An 18,678-nucleotide genomic window follows, 5' to 3' on the forward strand; every position below is an offset into this window, starting at 1 on the left:
ATGAGCGCTCTCAGCGACCCACGGGGGTACTGGGCGGACCTCACGACCCCCGAACGAGGCGTCGTCGCCGCCATCACTGCCTTCGCCGTGTTGCTCGTCCTCGGCCTGCTCACCGGGGCGCTCGCGCCCGCGTACTTCCTGTACCTGGTCGGTCTCGCCGGTATGTACGCGCTGCTCTCGTTCGGCCTGAACTCCCAGTGGGGGTTCACCGGGCTCATCAACTTCAGCGTGGCCGCCTTCTTCGGCCTCGGCGCCTACGGGACCGCGCTGATGAGCGCCAGTTCGTCGCCGATTGCCGGGCAGTTCCTGCCCATCTTCGGGTTGGTCGCTGCGCTGGTGCTGGCTGCGATACTGGCCGTCGCCATCGGCATCCCGACCCTGCGCCTGCGGGCGGACTACCTCGCGATCGCCTCGCTCGGCCTCGCCGAAGTGGTCCGACTCATCGTCCTCAACGAACGCGAGGTGACGAACGGGAGCGCCGGCGTCCGTGGCATCCCGACGTTCTTCGAGGGGTGGCCGGTGCTCGAAACCCTGCCACAGCAACTGCCAGGCATCTTCCTCCAGCCGCTCCCCGGGACGCGACTCGTCTTCGAGGAGCCGTTCTGGAGCGCGCTGTTGAACGTGGTCGTCGTCGTCACGTTCGTCGCGGGGAGTTACGCCATCCTCCGGCGGGCACATCGCTCGCCGTGGGGGCGCGTCCTCCGGACCATCCGGGGCGACGAGGACCTGGCGCGCGCGCTCGGCAAGCACACCTACCGGTACAAGATGCAGTCGTTCGTGCTCGGGAGTCTCATCATGGCGCTGGCCGGCGTGTTCTACGCGCATCTGAACCTCTACGTCAGCCCGAGTGACCTCGACCCGGTGACGACCTTCTACGTCTGGGTCGCCGTCATCCTCGGCGGCAGCGGGTCGAACCGCGGCGCGCTGTTCGGGGGCATCGTCATCGTCACCATCCGCGAGGGGACCCGCTTCCTCAACAGCTTCGAGTGGATTCCCGTCGACGTGGCACCGCTGCGCATCCTGCTCATCGGCGTCCTCATCGTCGTACTGATGCGCTACCGGCCGCAGGGCATCCTGCCGCCACAGCGAGAACTCATCTGGCCGAGCGTCGTCGACGAGGCACCCGACCAGCCGACTTCCGGCGTCCGCGAAGCCAGGATGGGAGGGAAGGATGACTGACGCCGACACGACGGCTGTCGGCGACCGTGAGACGACGGAGACGAGCGCCGTCCGGCCGACTGCAGACGGCGGCAGAGACCTCGTCCTCGAGGTCGACGGCCTCCGGAAGTCCTTCGGGGCGCTGACCGCGACCGACGACGCGACGTTCTCCGTCGAGCGTGGCACCATCACGGGCCTCATCGGGCCGAACGGCGCCGGGAAGTCGACCCTGTTCAACCTCGTCTCGGGCTTCTACATGCCCGACGCCGGGTCGGTCAGGGTCAACGGCGTCGACGTGACCGGCATGGAGCCCTACGAGGTGTCCGACTACGGCCTCATCCGGACGTTCCAGACCCCCCGAAAACTGGAAGGAATGACGGTTCGAGAAGCGATGCTCGTCGGGCCGCGAAACCAGCCCGGCGAGTCGTTCCGGAACCTGTTTCTCAACCCGAGCGCGGTCGAGGAACGTGAGCGGGCGAACCTCGAGCAGGCCGAGCGCATCCTCGAAGAGTTCGAGATCGACCACCTCGCCACCCAGCCGGCGACCAAGATTTCGGGGGGTCAGATGAAGCTGGTCGAACTGGCTCGCGCGATGCTGGCCGAACCGGAACTCCTGCTGCTCGACGAACCCGCCGCCGGGGTGAACCCGACGCTGCGGAACAAGCTCGCCGAGCAGATCCGTCGACTCAACGAGCAGGGCACCACCTTCCTGCTCATCGAACACGACATGGACTTCGTGATGAAGCTCGCCGACCCGGTCATCGTCCTCGACCAGGGGAGTGTCCTGATGGAGGGCACCCCCAAACAGGTCCAGACGGACGACCGTGTCATCGACGCCTACCTCGGAGGGAGCCCATGAGCGAACACGTGCTCGAACTGACGAACGTCGACAGCGGCTACGGCGAGGTGCAGGTCCTCGACGACCTCACGCTCCACCTCGATGCCGGCGAAATCGTCTGTCTCATCGGTCCCAACGGGGCCGGGAAGTCGACCGTGCTGAAGACGGCCTTCGGGATGTTGACGCCGTGGAAGGGGTCGGTCAGCTACCACGGCGACGACATCGGAGGGATGGCTCCCGAGGACATCGTCCGCGAGGGAATCGGCTTCGTCCCCCAGACGGACAACGTGTTCGGATCGCTGACCATCGACGAGAACCTTCGGATGGGTGGCGTCGCCCGGTCGTCGGGACTCGACGACGTCATCGGCCGCCTCTACGAGCGCTTCCCGCTCCTCGACGAGAAGCGGGCGGCGAACGCACGGACACTCTCGGGGGGACAGCGGCAGGTGCTCGCCTTCGCCCGTGCCCTGGTGATGGAACCCGACGTGTTGCTCATCGACGAGCCCTCGGCCGGGCTGGCACCCAACACGGCCGACGAGGTGTTCGGCCACGTGACGGCCGTCAACGAACTGGACACGGCGATCCTCATGGTGGAACAGAACGCCAAGAAGGGGCTCGGTATCTCCGACCGCGGATACGTCCTCGACCAGGGCACGGTCGCCTACGAGGACGAGGCGGGCGAACTGCTCGACAACCCCGAGGTCTCCAAACTCTACCTCGGGGGGTGAGCAGTCGAGCGCGACGAAACGCGTACGCCCTCTTTCCCCTCGCGGCGGCCGCTCTCTGGGGCGGCATGTACGTCGTCTCCGCGTGGGGCTTCTCACGGATTCCCCCGGTAACCCTCGGGTTTCTCCGGGTCGCGATCGGAGCCGCGACGCTCCTCGCGGTCGTCCGTCTCCGTGGACATGACCCACTCACCCGAACCGACTGGCGCGCCGTCACTGTGCTCGGTGGGTGGGTCGCACTCACCATCGTCTCGCAGTTCCTCGGCACCGCGTGGACCAGCGCCAGCCAGGGGTCGCTCCTGACCGTGTTGACGCCCGTGTTTACGGTCCTGCTCGGCTGGTCGGTCCTCGACGAACCGGTCGGGCGAGTCAAGGCCGTCGGACTGGCCCTCGCTGTTGTCGGCACCGTGGTCGTCCTCGGTGGTCGATACGACGTCGGCGCGGCGTTCACCGACCTGGGGCTCGGTGTGGGTGCGCTCCTCGTCGCCTCCGCGGCGTGGGCGGCGTACACGGTGTTCGGCGCGCCGGTCGTCCGCCGGCACTCGGCGCTGGTCGCCGCGACCTACTCGACCCTCTGTTCCGTCCCGCTGCTCGCCGTCGCCGCGGGCGTCGAACTCGTCGTGACGGGTCGGCCGCTCTCCACTCTCCCCACGACCCTCGACGTGGTCGGTGCGGTCGGCTATCTCGGTGTCGCCGCGACGGCCGCCGCGTGGTACCTCTGGTACAAGGGGTTAGAGTCGGTCGACGCCGGTACGGTCGCCGTGTTCTTCTTCGCCCAGCCGGTCGTCGGGGCGGTCCTCGGTGTCCTCTTCTTGGGCGAATCTGTCGACCTCGCGTTCGTCGGCGGCGGCGTCGTCATGGCCGTGGGGATAACGCTCGTGAGTCGGACGCGTGCGTAGAGTGGGTTTCCGACGACCCGGTGACCCCACAACCGCGGCGTCAGACCCTTACCCGGGGCTGTCGTGGTGTGGGTATGACTGAGACAGTCCCCCCGGGACTCCGTCGGGCACGACGCGTCGCGACGCTCCTCGACGACGCGGTCACGATACCCGTCGTGAACGTGAAGGTCGGCCTCGACTCGCTCATCGGCCTGCTCCCGCTCTCTGGGGACCTCGCCGCCGGCCTCCTCTCGCTGTACATCGTCTTCGAGGCGGCCCGCAGCGGCGTTCCACGGCCGGTCCTCGCCCGGATGCTGTTCAACGTCGCCGTCGACACCGTGGTCGGCTCCGTCCCCGTGGTCGGCGACCTCTTCGACGTCGTCTGGAAGGCCAACCGGCGGAACGTGACGCTGTTCGAGCGGGTCGTCGACGCGGACGGCTGACCCATACCGGGACGGGCCCGCAAAAAATCCGTCCGGTGTGCGGTGCCTCGGCGTCAGGACTCGATCTGAATACGCGTTCCGGTGACCGTCGCTCCGGCCTCGACCGGGAGTCGGACCTCGAGGCCATCGCACGTGTGTGATACGTCAGTACACGTCAGTCAGAGCCTGAACGCCGTCACGGACCGACGTCAGCGTCGGCCGTGGAGCCCTCGTCCCACGTGCCGAGCGCCGGCGAGTCGACGATGGAGGACATCACGCGCGAGCAGTCGACCGAGACACGAACCTCCTCGGGCCGCCTCCGCTCCCCCGAGGTGTACAAACAGTTAACACATTACACGTTACAGTTGTGGTACGATGTCTGAGACGACACAGCGTCTAGAGCCACTGGACCCCCGACCACTCGCCGGACGTACCTGTCTCGTCACGGGCTCTTCCCGCGGAATCGGGCGGGAAATCGCCTTCGAGTTCGCGCGGTGTGGCGCGGACGTCGTCGTGAACTACCGCCGCTCGGACGCCGCCGCCGAGGCGGTCAAGGAGGTCATCGAGGAGGACGGCGAGACGGCCATCACCGTCGGTGCGGACGTCTCCGACCCCGCCGCTGTCGAGCGGATGGCACGCGAGATTCACGACGAACTCGGCTCCATCGACGTCCTCGTCAACAACGCGGGGATCACCGTCGACAGGAAGTTCGAGGAGATGAGTTACGACGACTGGAACCGGGTCATCGACACGAACCTGGGTGGGACGTTCAACTGCACGAAGGCCTTCTTCGACGACATCAAGCGCGCCGACGCGGGGCGACTCATCAACATCTCGAGCGTCGTCGGCCAGCAGGGCAACTACGGGCAGGCGAACTACGCGACGTCGAAGGGTGGGCTCTTCGCGTTCACCCGGACGCTCGCGCTCGAACTCGCCCGGTACGACTCGACGGCCAACTGCGTCGCGCCGGGGTTCACCGAGACGGACATGCTGGAGAAGGTCCCCGACCGAGTGCGCGAGAAGATTCAAGCGCGCATCCCGCTCGACAGGTTCGCCGACCCGAAGGACGTCGTCGGGATGGTCCGGTATCTCGCGAGCGACGAGTCGAGCTACATGACCGGGCAGGTGCTCGGTATCAACGGCGGGCTGGAGTGGTAAGCAGAGGCGTCACGACGCACGCTTTTCGATCTCGCCTTTCAGCCGGGCGGCGTCGAAGTCGTGGTCGGGACGGATGTTGACGAAGTCGAGAAACTCCAGGGCGGCGACGAGGTCCGACACGGAGTAGGCCGTCAGCGCGGCCTCGACGACCGCCCGTGCGCCGATGAGCGGTTCGAGCGCGGCGAGTGCGCAGGCGAGGTCGTACGACTTCGCGTCCGCGGCGGCGTCGGCACGGACCCGCGTCGCGTCGATGAAGTAGAGTTCGTCGTCGAGGATGAGCACGTTCTCCGCGCGGAGGTCGCCGTGGGCGAGGTTGTTCTCGTGCATCGTGTGCAGCGCCGCGAACAGGTCCGGCGCGAGCGCCGCCTCGGCCTCGCGGTCGAGCTGGTCGAGCGGCCGGAACTCGGGGAGATACTCGAGGACGACGACGCCCAGGTCGTCGACTTCGAGCGCCTCGACCGGTTCGGGAGCGTTCAGCCCGAGCTCCCGGATGCGTCGTGTCGCCTCGAGTTCGTGTTTCGCCATGTCGTAGGGCGTTCCGAAGTGCTCGAAGAACCCCTCGGTCCCCGAGGAGAAGGCGCCGAGGTTCCGCCCCGTGGTGATGACGGCGTGGACGAGCGAGTTCTGCCGCGAGATGACCTTGACGAACAGCTCCTCGTCGAGCACCATCGGCGTCGACAGCCAGTTGTCCGCGTCGAGGAATCGGATGTGCGCCTGCTCGCGGTCGTAACGGTTCTGGAGGGTTCGGACGACCCGTTCGAGCTGTTCCCAGCCGAGTCGACCACGGACGAGACGGCGCAGTTCCACGCTCGTTTCGTTCGAGGTGAAGCGTGATAAGTTCGCGGGCGAGCGCGGTGAAGAGCGCGCGAGCACCGACGGGGACCCGACACGCCGACTGGGCCGGAGCGGGTCTCCGCTCCGTCGACGCCACCGGGCGCTGACTTTATACTCGCGCTCTGGCAAGGCTTGCCTATGGATTTCGAGGTTCCCGCGGAACACCGGATGGTCCGAGACCAGGTCCGGGAGTTCTGCGAGGCGGAGATCGCCCCGATCGCCCAGGAACTGGAGGACGAACACCGCTTTCCCGGGGAGGTCTTCGAGGAACTCGGGAGACTGGACGTCATGGGCGTCCCCGTCTCCGAGGCGTACGGCGGGCTGGGTGGCGACCAGCTGATGTACGCCCTCGTCACGGAGGAACTGGGGCGGGTCTCGGGCGGTATCGGGCTCTCGTACGCGGCGCACGTCTCGCTCGGTTCGAAGCCCATCGACCTGTTCGGCACCGAGGAGCAGAAGGAACGGTGGCTCCGACCGCTGGCCGAGGGGCGCGAGATGGGCGCGTGGGCGCTCACCGAACCCGAGAGCGGGTCGGACGCGAGCGACATGGAGACCACGGCCGAGAAGGACGGCGACGAGTGGGTGCTGAACGGGACGAAGCAGTTCATCACGAACGCGAACGTCGCCAACTCGGTGCTGGTGAAGGCGGTCACCGACCCTGCAGCGGGCTACGACGGCATCTCGACGTTCATCGTCTCGCCCGACGACGACGGCTTCGAGGTGACGACGGTCTGGGAGAAGATGGGGCTGAACTGCTCGCCCACCTGCGAGATACGGTTCGACGACTGTCGGCTCCCCGAAGAGCGCCTCCTCGGTGACGAGGGAGAAGGGTGGAAACAGACGATGAAGACGCTCGACGGGGGGCGGGTCTCCATCGCCGCGCTCTCTGTCGGCCTCGCACAGGGCGCGTACGATGCGGCACGCGAGTACGCCGTCGAGCGTGAACAGTTCGGACAGCCCATCTCGGAGTTCGACGCCGTCCGCGACACCCTGGTCGACATGTATCGGAAGACCGAACGGGCACGCCTCCTGACGCACAAGGCCGCGGCCCGCTACGACGCCGGCGAACGGGTCACGACGGAGTCGTCGCTCGCGAAACTCGACGCCAGCGAGGCGGCTCGCGAGGTCGCAGAGGACGCCGTCCAGGTTCTCGGCGGCTACGGCTACACCACGGACTTCGCCCCACAGCGCTTCTACCGCGACGCGAAGCTGATGGAGATCGGCGAGGGCACCTCCGAGATTCAACACCTCGTCCTCGGTCGGCAGTTGGGGCTCTGACCCCCGTCACGACGCGGTGTCGCGACGCGAGTGACGACCCGGAACACGGTCACGACGACGGTCCAGGGTATCAGAACAGATACTCGAAGCTCACCATTTAACTACACGACCTCGAATCGAACAGACAGTCAGGAGACCGTGACTGTGGAGGCCAGTCGTCAGTAGTATGGACGTGAGAAGATGACGACAGAGATAGTCTACGCCGGGGGCCTCTTCGGTGCGGGTGTCGTGTCGGCCGTGACGGCCATCGTCGCGCTCGGGCGGGTGCGCTCGTACACCCAGCAGGTCCCCCTCACGTTCGCCGCGACGGCGCTCTCGGCCGCCGTGTGGGCCACCGGCTACGGTTTCTACCTCCTCTCGACCACGGCGGGCGGGCGCGCGTTCTGGCTCCAGGTGCTCTGGTTCGGGGCCGCCTCGGTCACGACGCTCTGGTTCGCGTTCACCCTCTCGTACACGCGGTACGACGGGTTTCTCACCCCCTGGACGGCCGCGCTGCTGGCTGTCGTTCCGGGGACCGTCATCGGCCTCGTGGCGACGGCCGACCAGCATGACCTCCTCTCCAGCGGCGACGTCGCCACGCTCGGAGCGCTCCCGACGCTCTCGACGGAAGCCGGGCCGCTTCCCGCCTTCCACGGCGTGTACACGGCCGTCCTCGCCGTCGCGGGACTCGCCTGCCTAATCGCGCAGTTCAGGCGCTCGCGCCGCCTCTACCGGCAGCAGGTCGCCGTCGTCCTCGCCGCGTCGGCGGTGCCCGTCGCCGCGTCACTCGCGACGGTGGCCGCCCCGCGCTCGCTGGTGGGACTCGACGTCACCCCCGTCTCGTTCGGACTCTCGTCCGTCGCGGTCCTCGTCGGCTTCTACCGCTACCAGCTGTTCGACGTGGCTCCCATCGCTCGCGACGTCGTCGTCGGCGAACTTCGCGACGGTGCCGTCGTCGTCGACGACCGCGGCCGGGTCGTCGAGGCGAACCCCCGCGCCAGACGGCTCTTGGGTGTCGGGGACGGTCGCCTTCTGGGCCGGCACCTCGACGACCTGCCCGAGTACGGCCCCGTGTTGCAGCGCATCGTCGACGACACCATGTCGCGCGAGGAGTTCGCTGTGGACACGTTCGGTAACGAGCGCTTCTTCGAGGCGACGGCGAGCCGATTCGACGGGCAGGGCGACCACGAGCGCGGCCACCTGATTATGCTCCGCGACGTCACCGAACGGCGGCGCACCGAAGCGGAGTTCCGGGCCCTCATCGAGAACTCCCGCGACCTCATCACGGTCCTCGCACCCGACGGGACACGCGTGTACTGCGCTCCCTCGTTCGAGCGGGCGCTCGGCCACGACCCCGAAGACGTGGTCGGGCAGGACGCATTCGACCTCGTCCACCCCGAAGACCGCACCGACATCCGCGAGACGTTCGACCGGCTCTGTGCCAGCGACCAGGGGACGCAGGAACGAGTCGAGTACCGCGTCCACCACGCCGACGGGTCGTGGCGGACCGTCGAGGCCGTCGGCGTGAACCTCGTCGACGACCCGGTCATCCAGGGCGTCGTGGTGAACGCACGCGACGTGACCGCTCGACGTCGCTACGAACAGCGACTCCGGGTACTCAACCGCGTCCTCCGCCACGACCTCCGGAACGAGGTCAACGTCATCCAGGGTCACGCCGACCTCATCCTCGACGGGAACGTCACCGCGGAGACGAAAGACCACGCAAGTGTCATCAGGCGGAAGGCCGAGACACTCGTCGACCTCGGCGAACAGACGCGCAAGATCGACTACACGCTCCACAGCACCGACGGAGTGGAGAAGCCCCTCGAGATCACCGCCGCCATCCGTGACCGACTCGATGCCGTCCAGAAGGAGTTCCCGTCGGCCATCGTCACGAGAGAACTCCCCGACGAGCAGTGGGTGCTCGCCGACGACCTCGTCGATTCGGCCATCCTGAACGTCGTCGACAACGCCATCGAACACAACGACCGCGTCGCGCCCCAGATCACCGTCGCGGTCGAGCCCGTCACGGTCGGCGGCGTCGACTACGTCGAGGTGGCCGTCGCGGACAACGGACCGGGGATACCCGAGTCCGAGCGGCGCGTCTTCACCGAGGGGACCGAGACGCCGCTGAGCCACGGGAGCGGCCTCGGGCTCTGGCTCACCGAGTGGATCGTCACGCGGTCGAACGGTCACCTCTGCTTCGAGGAGAACGACCCGCGCGGGACGGTCGTTCGGGTCCGCCTCCGCGAGACCGAACCCGCTTCGGCCAGTACCGAACCCGCGGTGTCGACGGCGTCGACCGACTGATCGCGACCGGTCGCGACGCGTGACCGCGCCTCCCTCACTCGCGCGTGAGCACCATCGCTCCCCTGTCACCCGTCGGTGAGCCGCCGACCGTGGCTTCCAGTTGACGCCGGTGGACCGTCCGTAACAGCGTCGCCTCCCGCTCGTCGAGTGAGAGCGCGGCGGCGAACTCCGGCCAGACGGTGTCGGCGACCGACAGGTAGTACGCCTCCTGTCGCCGCTCGACCACCGGGTCGTTCGGGAACCCCCTGCGCCACTCGTAGACGATGTCGTCGACGCCCGGCAGGCGCCGAACCGCCTCCTGCTGTCGGCGGACGAGGTCCCGAAGCGCCGCCGTCGAGGTGTCGAACTCCTCGGCGACCGCGGCGAACACCGCGTCGTCGAACGGGGCGAGCGGGTCGCGGGTCATAGCTGGACAGAGTCGCGCGTTCGTATAAACGTCCGCGAACCTCGCGCGTGGGGTGGCGAACGGGAAGCAGGAGGTTTCAATTAGGTGCCGACAGAAGCGCCTGCCATGACGCAGGAGGTTCTCGTCGCCGGCGAGACGCTCGTCGACTTCATCCCCGAACAGACCGGACCGCTCGCGGCCGTCGAGTCGTTCTCCCGCCGCGCCGGCGGGGCACCCGCGAACGTCGCCGTCGGCCTCGCACACCTCGATTCCGCCCCGTTGTTCTGGACGCGCGTCGGCGACGACGCCTTCGGCGACCACCTCCGGGAGACGCTCGCTGACGCGGGCCTCGCCGACACCTACGTCGAGACCGACCCGGTGGCGAAGACCGGCCTCGCGTTCGTGAGCCTCGGCGAGGAGGCCGAGCGCGAGTTCTCCTTTCACCGCCACGAGAGCGCCGACACCCGACTGCAGCCCGGAACCGTCGACGACGAGACGCTCGCGGAGGTCGAGTGGGTCCACGTCGGCGGTGTGACGCTCGCGGACGAACCCGCGCGGACGGCGACGCTCGACCTGGTCGAGCGTGCACAGGCGGCCGACGCGACGGTCTCGTTCGACCCCAACGCCCGCCCGGAGCTGTGGGCGGGAGACGAGTGCTCGTTCGCCGAGACGGTCGACGACCTCCTGCCACAGGTGGACGTCCTGAAGGTGACGCCGGACGACCTCGCCGAGGCCGACATCGCCTACGACGGACCGGAGGCGACGGCCGAGGCGCTTCTCGACCGCGGCCCACACACGGTCTTCTTGACACTCGGGGACGCGGGCTCGTTCGCCGCGGCGACGGCCGAGGCACCGTGGACCGAGGCGGCCGTGGCGACGTTCCACGACGGCTACACCGTCGACCCGGTCGACACGACGGGAGCGGGCGACGCCTTCACCGCCGGGGTGGTCGCCGCACTCGTCGAGGGGGCCGACCTCGACGAGGCCCTCGGCTTCGCCAACGCCGTCGCCGCGGTGACGACGACGGCCCCGGGAGCGATGACGGCGCTCCCCAGCTGCGAGCAGGTCGTCACGTTCCGCGCCGAACAGTCCTAGTCCGCGCCTCGGTCGCGGCTCACGCGCGGTTCACCGCGAGTTCCGCGTCGAGTGCCCGCTCGAGTCCTTCGACGGCACGGCGTCCGACCGCAGACGACGGGAGGTCGAGTTCGAGGGCCTCCTCGCCGGCGCGTTCGACGACGAGCGTCGGCTGTCGCCCTCGAACGTACCAGACACCGAGCGCGAGCGCGAGCATGCCAGCGACGAACGCGCCGACGAAGAGCAGGTCGACGAGGAGTCCCACGAGCGCACCGACCAGCGAAAGTACCGAGACGAGGCCGCCGACGCCCGGCGTGTTTCCGACGCCGGGAGCTGTGGCGAACAGCGTCCCCAGCCCCAGCGCGCGGGCCATGACGCCGCCACCGCCGAGGACGACGGCGTAGAGGCCGGCCCGCAGTGCGTACGAGCGAACCCGGCGACTCCCGCCGCCCGTCGTTCGAACGTCGACCACGTTCGGGCGGTCGACGGTCTCGAATCGCTTCCCCGAGGAGTCGGGGTCGAACACCAGGAGGCGGTGACTCGTCGCAACGACCCAGCCGCGGCGCACGTCGACGCGCTCGACGACCGACTCACCAGCGAGGAGGTACCGCTCGGGGTCGAGCGTCGACGAGGCCGGGGCGGACGCTCGAACACCGGGGGACACCGACTCGGACGCCGCGTCGACGTCGGAGGGCCCCGTGACGGGCGGGCCGCCGGCTTGGCCCGTGTTTGCGTCCGTCGGTTCGGCGTGCTCGCCCGCCTCGTCGCCGAATTCGTCCTCCCAGACGAACGAGGTCGACCCGGTCGCGTCGTCGATGTTCGGCGTTCCGTCGGCGCTGACCGCACCGTCCGACCCGTCGGCGTCGTCCCCGCCGTCGAACGCCGCCGAGTCGGTGCCGTCAGCGCCCATCGTCGTGCGTTACCGCCGCTCGATGAGTCGACCAGCGATTCGCTGTGCGCCCTGTGCGGCCGCGAGGTCGGGCCGCTCTGGCGCCGTCGCTTCGACCTCGCGATTCAGCTCCGCACCGAGTCGCGCCTCGAACTCCTCGACGATGCCCGGGATGCAGGCCATCCCCCCCGTCACAGCGATGGGCCGCGAGAGGGCGATCTGGTAGGGTTTGATGTGGCTGTTCGCCAGTTCCGAGAGGAAGTTGTTCGCGATCTCGTCGACGACCTCGTCGACGTAGTCGTCGAGGGGGTCCATGACGGAGCGCTCGATGGTGAACTCGTGGCTGCCGCCGCCGGGCTGCTGGATGACGTCGGTGAACGGTTCGAAGTCGACGAAGTTTCCGTGTTCTTCCTTGTACTCCCGGGCGGTGGTCCGGTCGATGTTGACGCGCCCCTGCGTCTCCTCTTCGACCGCGTTCGCGATGTGTCGGTCGACCTCGTTTCCGGTGACAGAGCCCGTCGAGAAGGGAGCGAGCTGTTCGCCGTGACGGTACGCACACGCTTCGAGGTTCGTCGACCCCATGTTGACCGCGATGAATATCTCGTCGATGGCCTCCAGGTCGTCGCCGAGGGCCGGAATCGAGCCGCAGAGCGACTCGGGGAACGACCGGACGAGCGCGTCCCCGATGCCGCTCTCTTCGATGACGGCCGCGAGGTTCCCGAGCCCCTCCTCGTTCTCGATCGTCGGGATAGCGTAGACGACGGCGCTGTCGCTCGGGATGTCCTGCGACTGGACGAGCTCGGAGAAGAACTGCTTTGCGAGGTCGGCGTTCTCGTCGTCCTCGGGGAGGCCCGAGCGGAGCATGTAGCGGACCCGGTCGGGATACTCGCGGGCGGCCTGTTCGCCGTAGATGACGCGCTCCTCGCCGGTGAGCGCGTCCTCGTAGGTGGAGAGACAGGTGAGCGTCCGGATGGTTCGGAGCGAGCCGTCCTCGTCTGGGACGTAGATGACGGTTCGGGTGCTGCCGAGCTTCACACCGACCGGAACCGGTCCGTCCGCACCGCTGGCGGTCGGTTCGTGGTCTGAACCCGCAGAATCGTCGGCTGGTGTCTCGCTCTCGTCGTCCGGTTGTGGCTCGTCCTCGTCTGCCATGATAGGCCGCTCGGTGTCTACCCACTTAACTCATCGAGGCGAGGCGGGCGACGTACAGCAGACTGAGCTGGTGGTCGTCGACGTCGAGGTCGTGCCCGCCGTAGCTGTCGTCGGTGAAGCCGACCAGGTAGTCCTGGAGCGTGTCCTCGACGTCGCCGGTGATCCAGTCGATGGTCCGGTAGTACCGGAGCGCGTCCATCGTCCGCTTGAACCCGCCTTTGAGGACCAGGAACTCGAGCCAGTCGAAGACGACCCGTTCGGCGGCGTACTTCTGCGGGAGCGACCCGAGATACGGCTTCGTCATCTCCTCTGTGACCATCGCCGACTGGTGGAGGAACAGCTGTTCGAGCTGGTTCGAGCGGAGCGCGTCCGCGGCGACGCCGCGTCTCGACGGCGTTCCGCGCGGTGTCGGACGCGCTCGCGGTTCGCGATGACCGCGCTCACCGTACGCCTCACGGCGGCCGTCGCGACCGTCGTGCCGCGCGTGCGGCTCGTCGCCCTCCCCGTTCCGTCGGGAGTGCGCGTCCTCCACGCGGTCTCCGGCCTCCGCCCCGTTGCGCTGTTCAGTGCGGTTCTCGGGATGGTCGAGGTCCCGTCGGTCCGCTGCCATCCGCCGCAACTCTTCGGGGTCGTAGTCTTCGGGGTTGACGTTCATATTGTATTCACGCGAGCCTGACTGTTAGTGTGAGTGAGCAGTGTGTCGGACATAAAGCTACGTCCTCTGTTATCTCGATTGATACTGGTCGCGGGGTCAGAGCATCTGCTGGCCGGCCGACGCGGAGCGGACGTGGAGCGTCCCCGTCGCCCCGTCGAGTTCGAGCGAGCGGCCGTGGTCGCCGCCGACGTCCTCCGCCTCGACGGGTACCGCGAGCGCGGCGAGCGTCGCTCGTGCCGCGTCGACGTTGCGGTCGCCGACGCTCTCGTCCGTCGATTTGAACTCGAACATCGTACTCCCCCCGGCGAGCTTCGCCACGAGTCGGCGACGCGACGCGCCCTCACGTTCCATCGCCTCGACGAGCGCGCCGACCGCGGTGTCGACGTACTTCGCCTCGTCGCTCTTTCCCTCACCGTGAGGGAGCATCGCGTGCGCGAGCCCGGCGACACCGACGCGGTCGTCGTACAGTGCGACCCCCACGCACGAGCCGAGTCCACTCGTCGAGAGCGTACTCTCTCGGTCCCCGACCGCGAAGTCGGCGATACCGACTTTGATGCGGTCGGTCGTCCGTCGGGTCGGCGGGCCGCTCGTGTAGATTTCCATCAGGCTGGCCGCGCCGTCAACTGGTCCAGTGCGCCGTGCAACTCCTCCTCGTTCGGCAGGGCGTAGATGTCACAGGTGAACTCGTCGTCGGCCGTCCGGATGGTCGAGTCGATGAGGAACGCGTAGTCTTGCTGCTGGGCGAGTTCTGTCGCCAGCGGGTCGATAATCGCCGGGCCGAGGTCGTGGACGAACTGCGGTGGCGATATCTCGATGGTCGTCTCCAGCCGGTTGGCCCACCCGTCGAGAAAGCCCGACGTGATGATGTTACCGATTTCCTGGATCGCGCTCTGTCGCATCTCCGCCCCGGCGTCCACACCAGGGAGGAGCGCCGAGGCGATGCGTTCCGACGACGGTTCGTCGAACAGGATGGCGATGTAGCCGCTCGGAGCCCCTTCGAACTCGAGGACGACTCCGACGCGTGTCGCGTCGTCGAGTTGCATCGGGATGCCCTCGATCGGGACGAAGCTCAACCGGGAGACGTCGACGGTGGTGTCGGTTCCCGTCATCGCCGAGATGTCCGCCGACGCCTGTTCGGCACCGTCGGCGATCATATCGCTGAACGCGGTGAACGTCTCGATAGGAAGCGCCTCCTCGGCGTCGGTCGCGGTGTCGACGATGGTCTCGATCGACCCCGCCGTCGGGACCATGTAGAGGTAGAACGTGACCGGGTCGGTGACGGTCTCGAGTTGATTCCGGAAGACGAGGACGTGCTCTTTCTCGCCCCCGAACCCCTCTTTCGAGACGTTGAAGTCGTCGAGCGGCCCGTCGCTGTCGACGTCGAGGTAGGTCGGCGTCGTGATGTCGATGGTCGTCTCGAGGTGGTTCGCCCACCCGTCGATGAAGCCGCCGAGCATGATGTTCCCGACCTCTTTGAGCCCCGACGTCGCGAGTTCGTCGCCCGCGGTCGCTCCGGGGAGGATCGCCTCGACGACGTTCATCGCGCTCTCGCGGTCGAACGCCAGGATGGTCCGTCCCTCGAGCCCGCCGCTGAACCCGATACGGATACTCACGAAGTCGTGTTCGCGGAACTCGCACTCGACGTCCGAAGCCGTCTCCAGTTCGACCTTCGTGACGTTGACGTGCGTCTCGATCCCGGTCAACTCCGACAGCGACCACGCGGCCGTCTCGGCACCGGAGTGTGCCAGTTGACTGAACGTCCGGAGCGCGTGGACGTCGAGGTTCATACCTTCGCCTTCGCGACGTCGTCGATTGCCTGCAGCACGTTCGGCTTCTGAAACGGCTTCGTGATGTACCCGTCCGCGCCCGCCTCGACGGCCTCGCGCATCTTCTCTTCCTGCCCGACACTCGTGCACATGATGACCGACGAGCCCGGGTCGAGGTCTTTGATCTCGGTCGTCGCCTCGATACCGTTTCTGATAGGCATCACGACGTCCATCGTCACCACGTCGGGGTCGAGTTCGCGGTACATCTCCACCGCTTCGACGCCGTTTTCGGCCTCGCCGATGACCTCGTGCTCGCCGTCGAGAAGCTGTTTCAGTAGGTTTCGCATGAACGCAGAGTCGTCGACGACCAGTACTGTGCTAGCCATACAATCTGGATTCCCGAAAACGAGGCATAAAGCCTCCCCACTGAATATCAGAGATGATTTCTAATCTGGAGGTCACTCGCGGGCCGCGTCGTCCGGTGGCAGCACGAGCCCGTCTTCACGAACCGTCTCGAGGAGGTCCCGAATCGAGTCGTCGGGCGAGAGGTCGTGGACCCCGAGGAAGTCGACGAGCGTTCGGGCCGGATACCGGACCTGGACCTCACCGGCGAGGCAGAGGATGCCGAGCACTTCCGGAACCGGGGTGTCGCCGTCGACGTGCACCGCGTACCACGTGAGGAGGTCGCCGAAGACCGCGCCCGGATCGTCCGAGGCGCGCTCGTTCACGTGGACGTCGCCGTCGAATCGCCCGGCGACGACGAAGCCGTTGGCGACCGAGAGCGATTCCAGGTGGTCGACGAGCGCCGACCGGGGGTCGGAAGCCGGTGCTTGCTCGGCTGCCAGTTCGGCCCGGATGTCCGCACGGAGGTCGGCGAAATCGTCAGCCGCGCTGTCGGTGGCGATGACGTACTGCCCCTCGCGTAGCTCCTGGACCTGTTCGTTCTCCGTGATGTCGAGGTCCTCGGGGTCGACTACACCCTCGTCGTCGCGCGACCCACCCGGTGGCATAGTTCACGTTCTCCTGAGACGATAATAAGCCCATCGGGCCCTGACTCTCGTCTGACGGACTGAACGCGGGCCCGAATCGACGACCGCAGACACGCACACGTCAGCTCCACAACCAATACATTGACATTAGTCGGTATCATGCATGAAATTACTCATGGAGCCCGATCGGACACTCGCGGCACTCGGGAACGATTACAACCCAGACATTCTTCGGTCTGCGTACCAGCCACACTCCGCACAGGAGTTCAGCGACATGCTGGACATCCCCATCGCGACGTGTTACCGTCGCATCGAAGAGCTCTCGGAAGCCGGCCTCCTGACGCTCCACGACCGCGTGCTCTCCGACGAGCATCGACGGACGAACGTCTACCGTCGCGAGGTCGACGAGATCAACGTCCGGTTCGAAGACGACGACCTCGTTCTCAACGTCACCGAACGACCCGAGGTCAAGACCAAACTCGACGACGTCTGGCGTCGGATCGCTCAGGACAACTAACGCCTTCCACTTCTCCCACACCTCACCCGCTGAGCCGCGGCCCTCTCCGTCGATTGCGGCCCTCCCTCCCTCTTCTTTCTCGTCGCGTACGGCCGTCGGTCTCGTTCGGTACCGCCACCGGTGCGGCCGGCTCTCCGAGAATCATACCCGCACGCGGACGCGTGCATTATGCTGAGTGTCCGCACCACTGACTGGTTTTCTATCGTGATAATCGGGGGAGTATGGTTATGTATTCGCTGTCGCTCGATGCGAGTAAGGCACGGACCCCCTCGGGGGATTCGGCCGAGACTACCCAATATGTTCGAAGACACAGACAACAGGGGTCAGGTCGGTATCGGGACCCTCATCGTGTTCATCGCGATGGTACTGGTTGCGGCGATCGCAGCCGGGGTCCTGGTCAACACGGCCGGGTTCCTCCAGGAGAGCGCAGAACAGACCGGACAGCAGGCACAGGGCGAAGTGAGTGACCGGGTGCAGGTCGTGACGTCGTACGCGCTCGATACCGACGGCACCGATCCGACGAGCTACGACGAGCTGAACATCACGATTCGGAAAGCCTCGGGCTCTGACGACATCAACATCAGCGATATCACCTTCACCTATCTCGGCCCGAGTACAACTAACTCCGGCACGCTGGGTGATCTCACGAACGACCGGAACGCCGTCTCTGGTAACGCCGATTACCTCCGCAACGAGTCGGACCGTGTCCAGTTCACGATCGACGTCGATGGCGGTGACGTCGGTGCAACAGACGAACTCCAGCCCGGCACGGAGTTCCAGCTCCAGCTGACGACCTCGTCCGGTGCCTCGACCTACATCGAGGGCCGCATCCCTGAGACCGCAGAGAACGGCGGCGTGGTGGAGGTCTAAGACCGATGGAGCTCAACATCTTCAACGACGAGGACCGCGGTCAGGTCGGTATCGGCACGCTCATCGTGTTCATCGCGATGGTGCTGGTCGCCGCGATTGCCGCCGGTGTACTCGTCAACACGGCCGGGTTCCTCCAAGAGAGCGCAGAACAGACCGGACAGCAAGCCCAGAGCGAAGTGAGTGACCGGCTCGACGTCGTCAACGCGTACGCCGGTGTCTCCGATGGCTCAACGTCGGACGTCAACATTACCGTTCGTAAGGCGTCTGGTTCGGACAATATTAACCTGTCCGCCGCCACTGTCCAGTGGATCGGCGAGAACGGGCAAGCACAGACGATTGTCGCGGGCACCAACGAGGTCGAGATTAACAACACGGCTGGCACTGCAGTCACCGATCTCATCATCAACAACAGCTCGAAGTACGTCCTCTGGGTTGACATCGAGTCGCTGAACGGCGGGAACGCGCTCAATGCTGGCGACGAGGGGACGCTCATCATCACGACGTCATCGGGCGCCACCACCCGCGTCGAGGTGGCCATCCCCGAGAACGTCCAGGACGACACGGTCTTCCTCTGAGACCGTCCTGAGACGTCGCTGAACCGGCACGCGAACCACCTTTTATCAGACTCGCTCCGACCAGCGGCACGCTCACCGTCCCGAGTCCACGACGGACTGGTCCTCCGAATCCACCGGCCGTCGTCGGCTTCTCATCCGTACCACCGGACAGGTACTCGTACAGGACCGTGACGGGTTCTAACACTTGAGTCCCCGACACGTGTCGCGTCGGCGCTAGCACTCGTGA

At 66.9% G+C, this 18,678-nt stretch carries 22 protein-coding genes; 12 read left to right on the forward strand and 10 right to left on the reverse strand.

Going from position 1 to position 18,678, the window contains the following annotated elements; genetic code table 11:
* The 5 genes from E6N53_RS02615 to E6N53_RS02635 all read left to right on the forward strand — a co-directional run bounded on the left by E6N53_RS02615 (position 1) and on the right by E6N53_RS02635 (position 4,042).
* Complete coding sequence (locus tag E6N53_RS02615; protein WP_136588882.1) at positions 1 to 1,179, forward strand: branched-chain amino acid ABC transporter permease; 1,179 nt, start codon at positions 1 to 3, stop codon at positions 1,177 to 1,179.
* Entirely contained in the window at positions 1,172 to 2,017 is an 846-nt protein-coding gene (locus E6N53_RS02620) for an ABC transporter ATP-binding protein (RefSeq protein WP_142856669.1), read from the forward strand. The genes E6N53_RS02615 and E6N53_RS02620 overlap by 8 nt, the downstream gene beginning before the upstream one ends.
* On the forward strand, positions 2,014 to 2,724 hold the full coding sequence (locus E6N53_RS02625; RefSeq protein WP_142856672.1) for an ABC transporter ATP-binding protein: 711 nt from the start codon (positions 2,014 to 2,016) through the stop codon (positions 2,722 to 2,724). The genes E6N53_RS02620 and E6N53_RS02625 overlap by 4 nt, the downstream gene beginning before the upstream one ends.
* The gene (locus E6N53_RS02630; RefSeq protein WP_142856675.1) at positions 2,721 to 3,620 is read left to right on the forward strand and encodes a DMT family transporter; all 900 of its coding nucleotides are present in this window, start codon (positions 2,721 to 2,723) and stop codon (positions 3,618 to 3,620) included. Before E6N53_RS02625 ends, E6N53_RS02630 begins: the two co-directional genes overlap by 4 nt.
* A gap of 74 nt (positions 3,621 to 3,694) precedes the next feature.
* Positions 3,695 to 4,042, forward strand: a complete 348-nt coding sequence (locus tag E6N53_RS02635; RefSeq protein ID WP_142856677.1) for a DUF4112 domain-containing protein — start codon at positions 3,695 to 3,697, stop codon at positions 4,040 to 4,042.
* Positions 4,043 to 4,217: 175 nt separating this feature from the next.
* On the opposite strand, the gene E6N53_RS20610 is transcribed toward E6N53_RS02635, so the two are convergent.
* On the reverse strand, positions 4,218 to 4,361 hold the full coding sequence (locus E6N53_RS20610; protein WP_161596504.1) for a hypothetical protein: 144 nt from the start codon (positions 4,359 to 4,361) through the stop codon (positions 4,218 to 4,220).
* Between the two features lie 35 nt (positions 4,362 to 4,396).
* Here E6N53_RS20610 and E6N53_RS02640 point away from each other — a divergent pair, with 35 nt between their 5' ends.
* Positions 4,397 to 5,179: a beta-ketoacyl-ACP reductase gene (locus E6N53_RS02640; protein ID WP_136588888.1), complete on the forward strand. Its 783-nt coding sequence runs from the start codon at positions 4,397 to 4,399 to the stop codon at positions 5,177 to 5,179.
* A 9-nt stretch (positions 5,180 to 5,188) separates the two neighbouring features.
* On the opposite strand, the gene E6N53_RS02645 is transcribed toward E6N53_RS02640, so the two are convergent.
* The gene (locus E6N53_RS02645; protein ID WP_142856680.1) at positions 5,189 to 5,986 is read right to left on the reverse strand and encodes an RIO1 family regulatory kinase/ATPase domain-containing protein; all 798 of its coding nucleotides are present in this window, start codon (positions 5,984 to 5,986) and stop codon (positions 5,189 to 5,191) included.
* A 165-nt stretch (positions 5,987 to 6,151) separates the two neighbouring features.
* Between E6N53_RS02645 and E6N53_RS02650 the strand changes: the two genes are divergently transcribed.
* Both E6N53_RS02650 and E6N53_RS02655 read left to right on the forward strand, forming a co-directional pair.
* Positions 6,152 to 7,291, forward strand: a complete 1,140-nt coding sequence (locus tag E6N53_RS02650) for an acyl-CoA dehydrogenase family protein (protein WP_142856682.1) — start codon at positions 6,152 to 6,154, stop codon at positions 7,289 to 7,291.
* A gap of 180 nt (positions 7,292 to 7,471) precedes the next feature.
* Positions 7,472 to 9,580 carry a histidine kinase N-terminal 7TM domain-containing protein gene (locus E6N53_RS02655; protein ID WP_142856684.1) on the forward strand — a complete coding sequence of 703 codons (2,109 nt, stop codon included), beginning with the start codon at positions 7,472 to 7,474 and terminating at the stop codon, positions 9,578 to 9,580.
* 34 nt (positions 9,581 to 9,614) lie between these two features.
* Here E6N53_RS02655 and E6N53_RS02660 read toward each other — a convergent pair whose 3' ends face one another.
* Entirely contained in the window at positions 9,615 to 9,986 is a 372-nt protein-coding gene (locus tag E6N53_RS02660; RefSeq protein WP_142856686.1) for a DUF8048 family protein, read from the reverse strand.
* A gap of 105 nt (positions 9,987 to 10,091) precedes the next feature.
* Here E6N53_RS02660 and E6N53_RS02665 point away from each other — a divergent pair, with 105 nt between their 5' ends.
* Positions 10,092 to 11,060, forward strand: coding sequence for a carbohydrate kinase family protein (locus tag E6N53_RS02665; protein WP_142856688.1), 969 nt, complete (start codon positions 10,092 to 10,094; stop codon positions 11,058 to 11,060).
* 19 nt (positions 11,061 to 11,079) lie between these two features.
* On the opposite strand, the gene E6N53_RS02670 is transcribed toward E6N53_RS02665, so the two are convergent.
* The 7 genes from E6N53_RS02670 to E6N53_RS02700 all read right to left on the reverse strand — a co-directional run bounded on the left by E6N53_RS02670 (position 11,080) and on the right by E6N53_RS02700 (position 16,511).
* Positions 11,080 to 11,949 carry a hypothetical protein gene (locus tag E6N53_RS02670; protein WP_142856690.1) on the reverse strand — a complete coding sequence of 290 codons (870 nt, stop codon included), beginning with the start codon at positions 11,947 to 11,949 and terminating at the stop codon, positions 11,080 to 11,082.
* A gap of 9 nt (positions 11,950 to 11,958) precedes the next feature.
* Complete coding sequence (locus tag E6N53_RS02675; RefSeq protein WP_136588895.1) at positions 11,959 to 13,080, reverse strand: actin-like salactin; 1,122 nt, start codon at positions 13,078 to 13,080, stop codon at positions 11,959 to 11,961.
* A 25-nt stretch (positions 13,081 to 13,105) separates the two neighbouring features.
* Positions 13,106 to 13,735, reverse strand: coding sequence for a FlaD/FlaE family flagellar protein (locus tag E6N53_RS02680; RefSeq protein ID WP_142856692.1), 630 nt, complete (start codon positions 13,733 to 13,735; stop codon positions 13,106 to 13,108).
* A gap of 96 nt (positions 13,736 to 13,831) precedes the next feature.
* Positions 13,832 to 14,338 (reverse strand): chemotaxis protein CheD, encoded by a 507-nt coding sequence (locus E6N53_RS02685; RefSeq protein ID WP_142856694.1) that lies wholly within the window; start codon positions 14,336 to 14,338, stop codon positions 13,832 to 13,834.
* The gene (locus tag E6N53_RS02690; protein WP_142856696.1) at positions 14,338 to 15,522 is read right to left on the reverse strand and encodes a chemotaxis protein CheC; all 1,185 of its coding nucleotides are present in this window, start codon (positions 15,520 to 15,522) and stop codon (positions 14,338 to 14,340) included. The genes E6N53_RS02685 and E6N53_RS02690 overlap by 1 nt, the downstream gene beginning before the upstream one ends.
* Entirely contained in the window at positions 15,519 to 15,887 is a 369-nt protein-coding gene (gene cheY / locus E6N53_RS02695; RefSeq protein ID WP_136588899.1) for a chemotaxis protein CheY, read from the reverse strand. Before cheY ends, E6N53_RS02690 begins: the two co-directional genes overlap by 4 nt.
* A 72-nt stretch (positions 15,888 to 15,959) precedes the next feature.
* Positions 15,960 to 16,511: a DUF7500 family protein gene (locus tag E6N53_RS02700; protein WP_142856698.1), complete on the reverse strand. Its 552-nt coding sequence runs from the start codon at positions 16,509 to 16,511 to the stop codon at positions 15,960 to 15,962.
* A gap of 154 nt (positions 16,512 to 16,665) precedes the next feature.
* Between E6N53_RS02700 and E6N53_RS02705 the strand changes: the two genes are divergently transcribed.
* The 3 genes from E6N53_RS02705 to E6N53_RS02715 all read left to right on the forward strand — a co-directional run bounded on the left by E6N53_RS02705 (position 16,666) and on the right by E6N53_RS02715 (position 18,452).
* On the forward strand, positions 16,666 to 17,007 hold the full coding sequence (locus tag E6N53_RS02705) for an ArsR/SmtB family transcription factor (RefSeq protein ID WP_136588901.1): 342 nt from the start codon (positions 16,666 to 16,668) through the stop codon (positions 17,005 to 17,007).
* 297 nt (positions 17,008 to 17,304) lie between these two features.
* Positions 17,305 to 17,877: an archaellin/type IV pilin N-terminal domain-containing protein gene (locus E6N53_RS02710; RefSeq protein ID WP_142856700.1), complete on the forward strand. Its 573-nt coding sequence runs from the start codon at positions 17,305 to 17,307 to the stop codon at positions 17,875 to 17,877.
* A gap of 5 nt (positions 17,878 to 17,882) precedes the next feature.
* Entirely contained in the window at positions 17,883 to 18,452 is a 570-nt protein-coding gene (locus E6N53_RS02715; protein ID WP_142856702.1) for an archaellin/type IV pilin N-terminal domain-containing protein, read from the forward strand.
* Positions 18,453 to 18,678 lie beyond the last annotated feature (226 nt).

Source organism: Salinigranum halophilum (assembly GCF_007004735.1).
Lineage (GTDB): Archaea > Halobacteriota > Halobacteria > Halobacteriales > Haloferacaceae > Salinigranum > Salinigranum halophilum.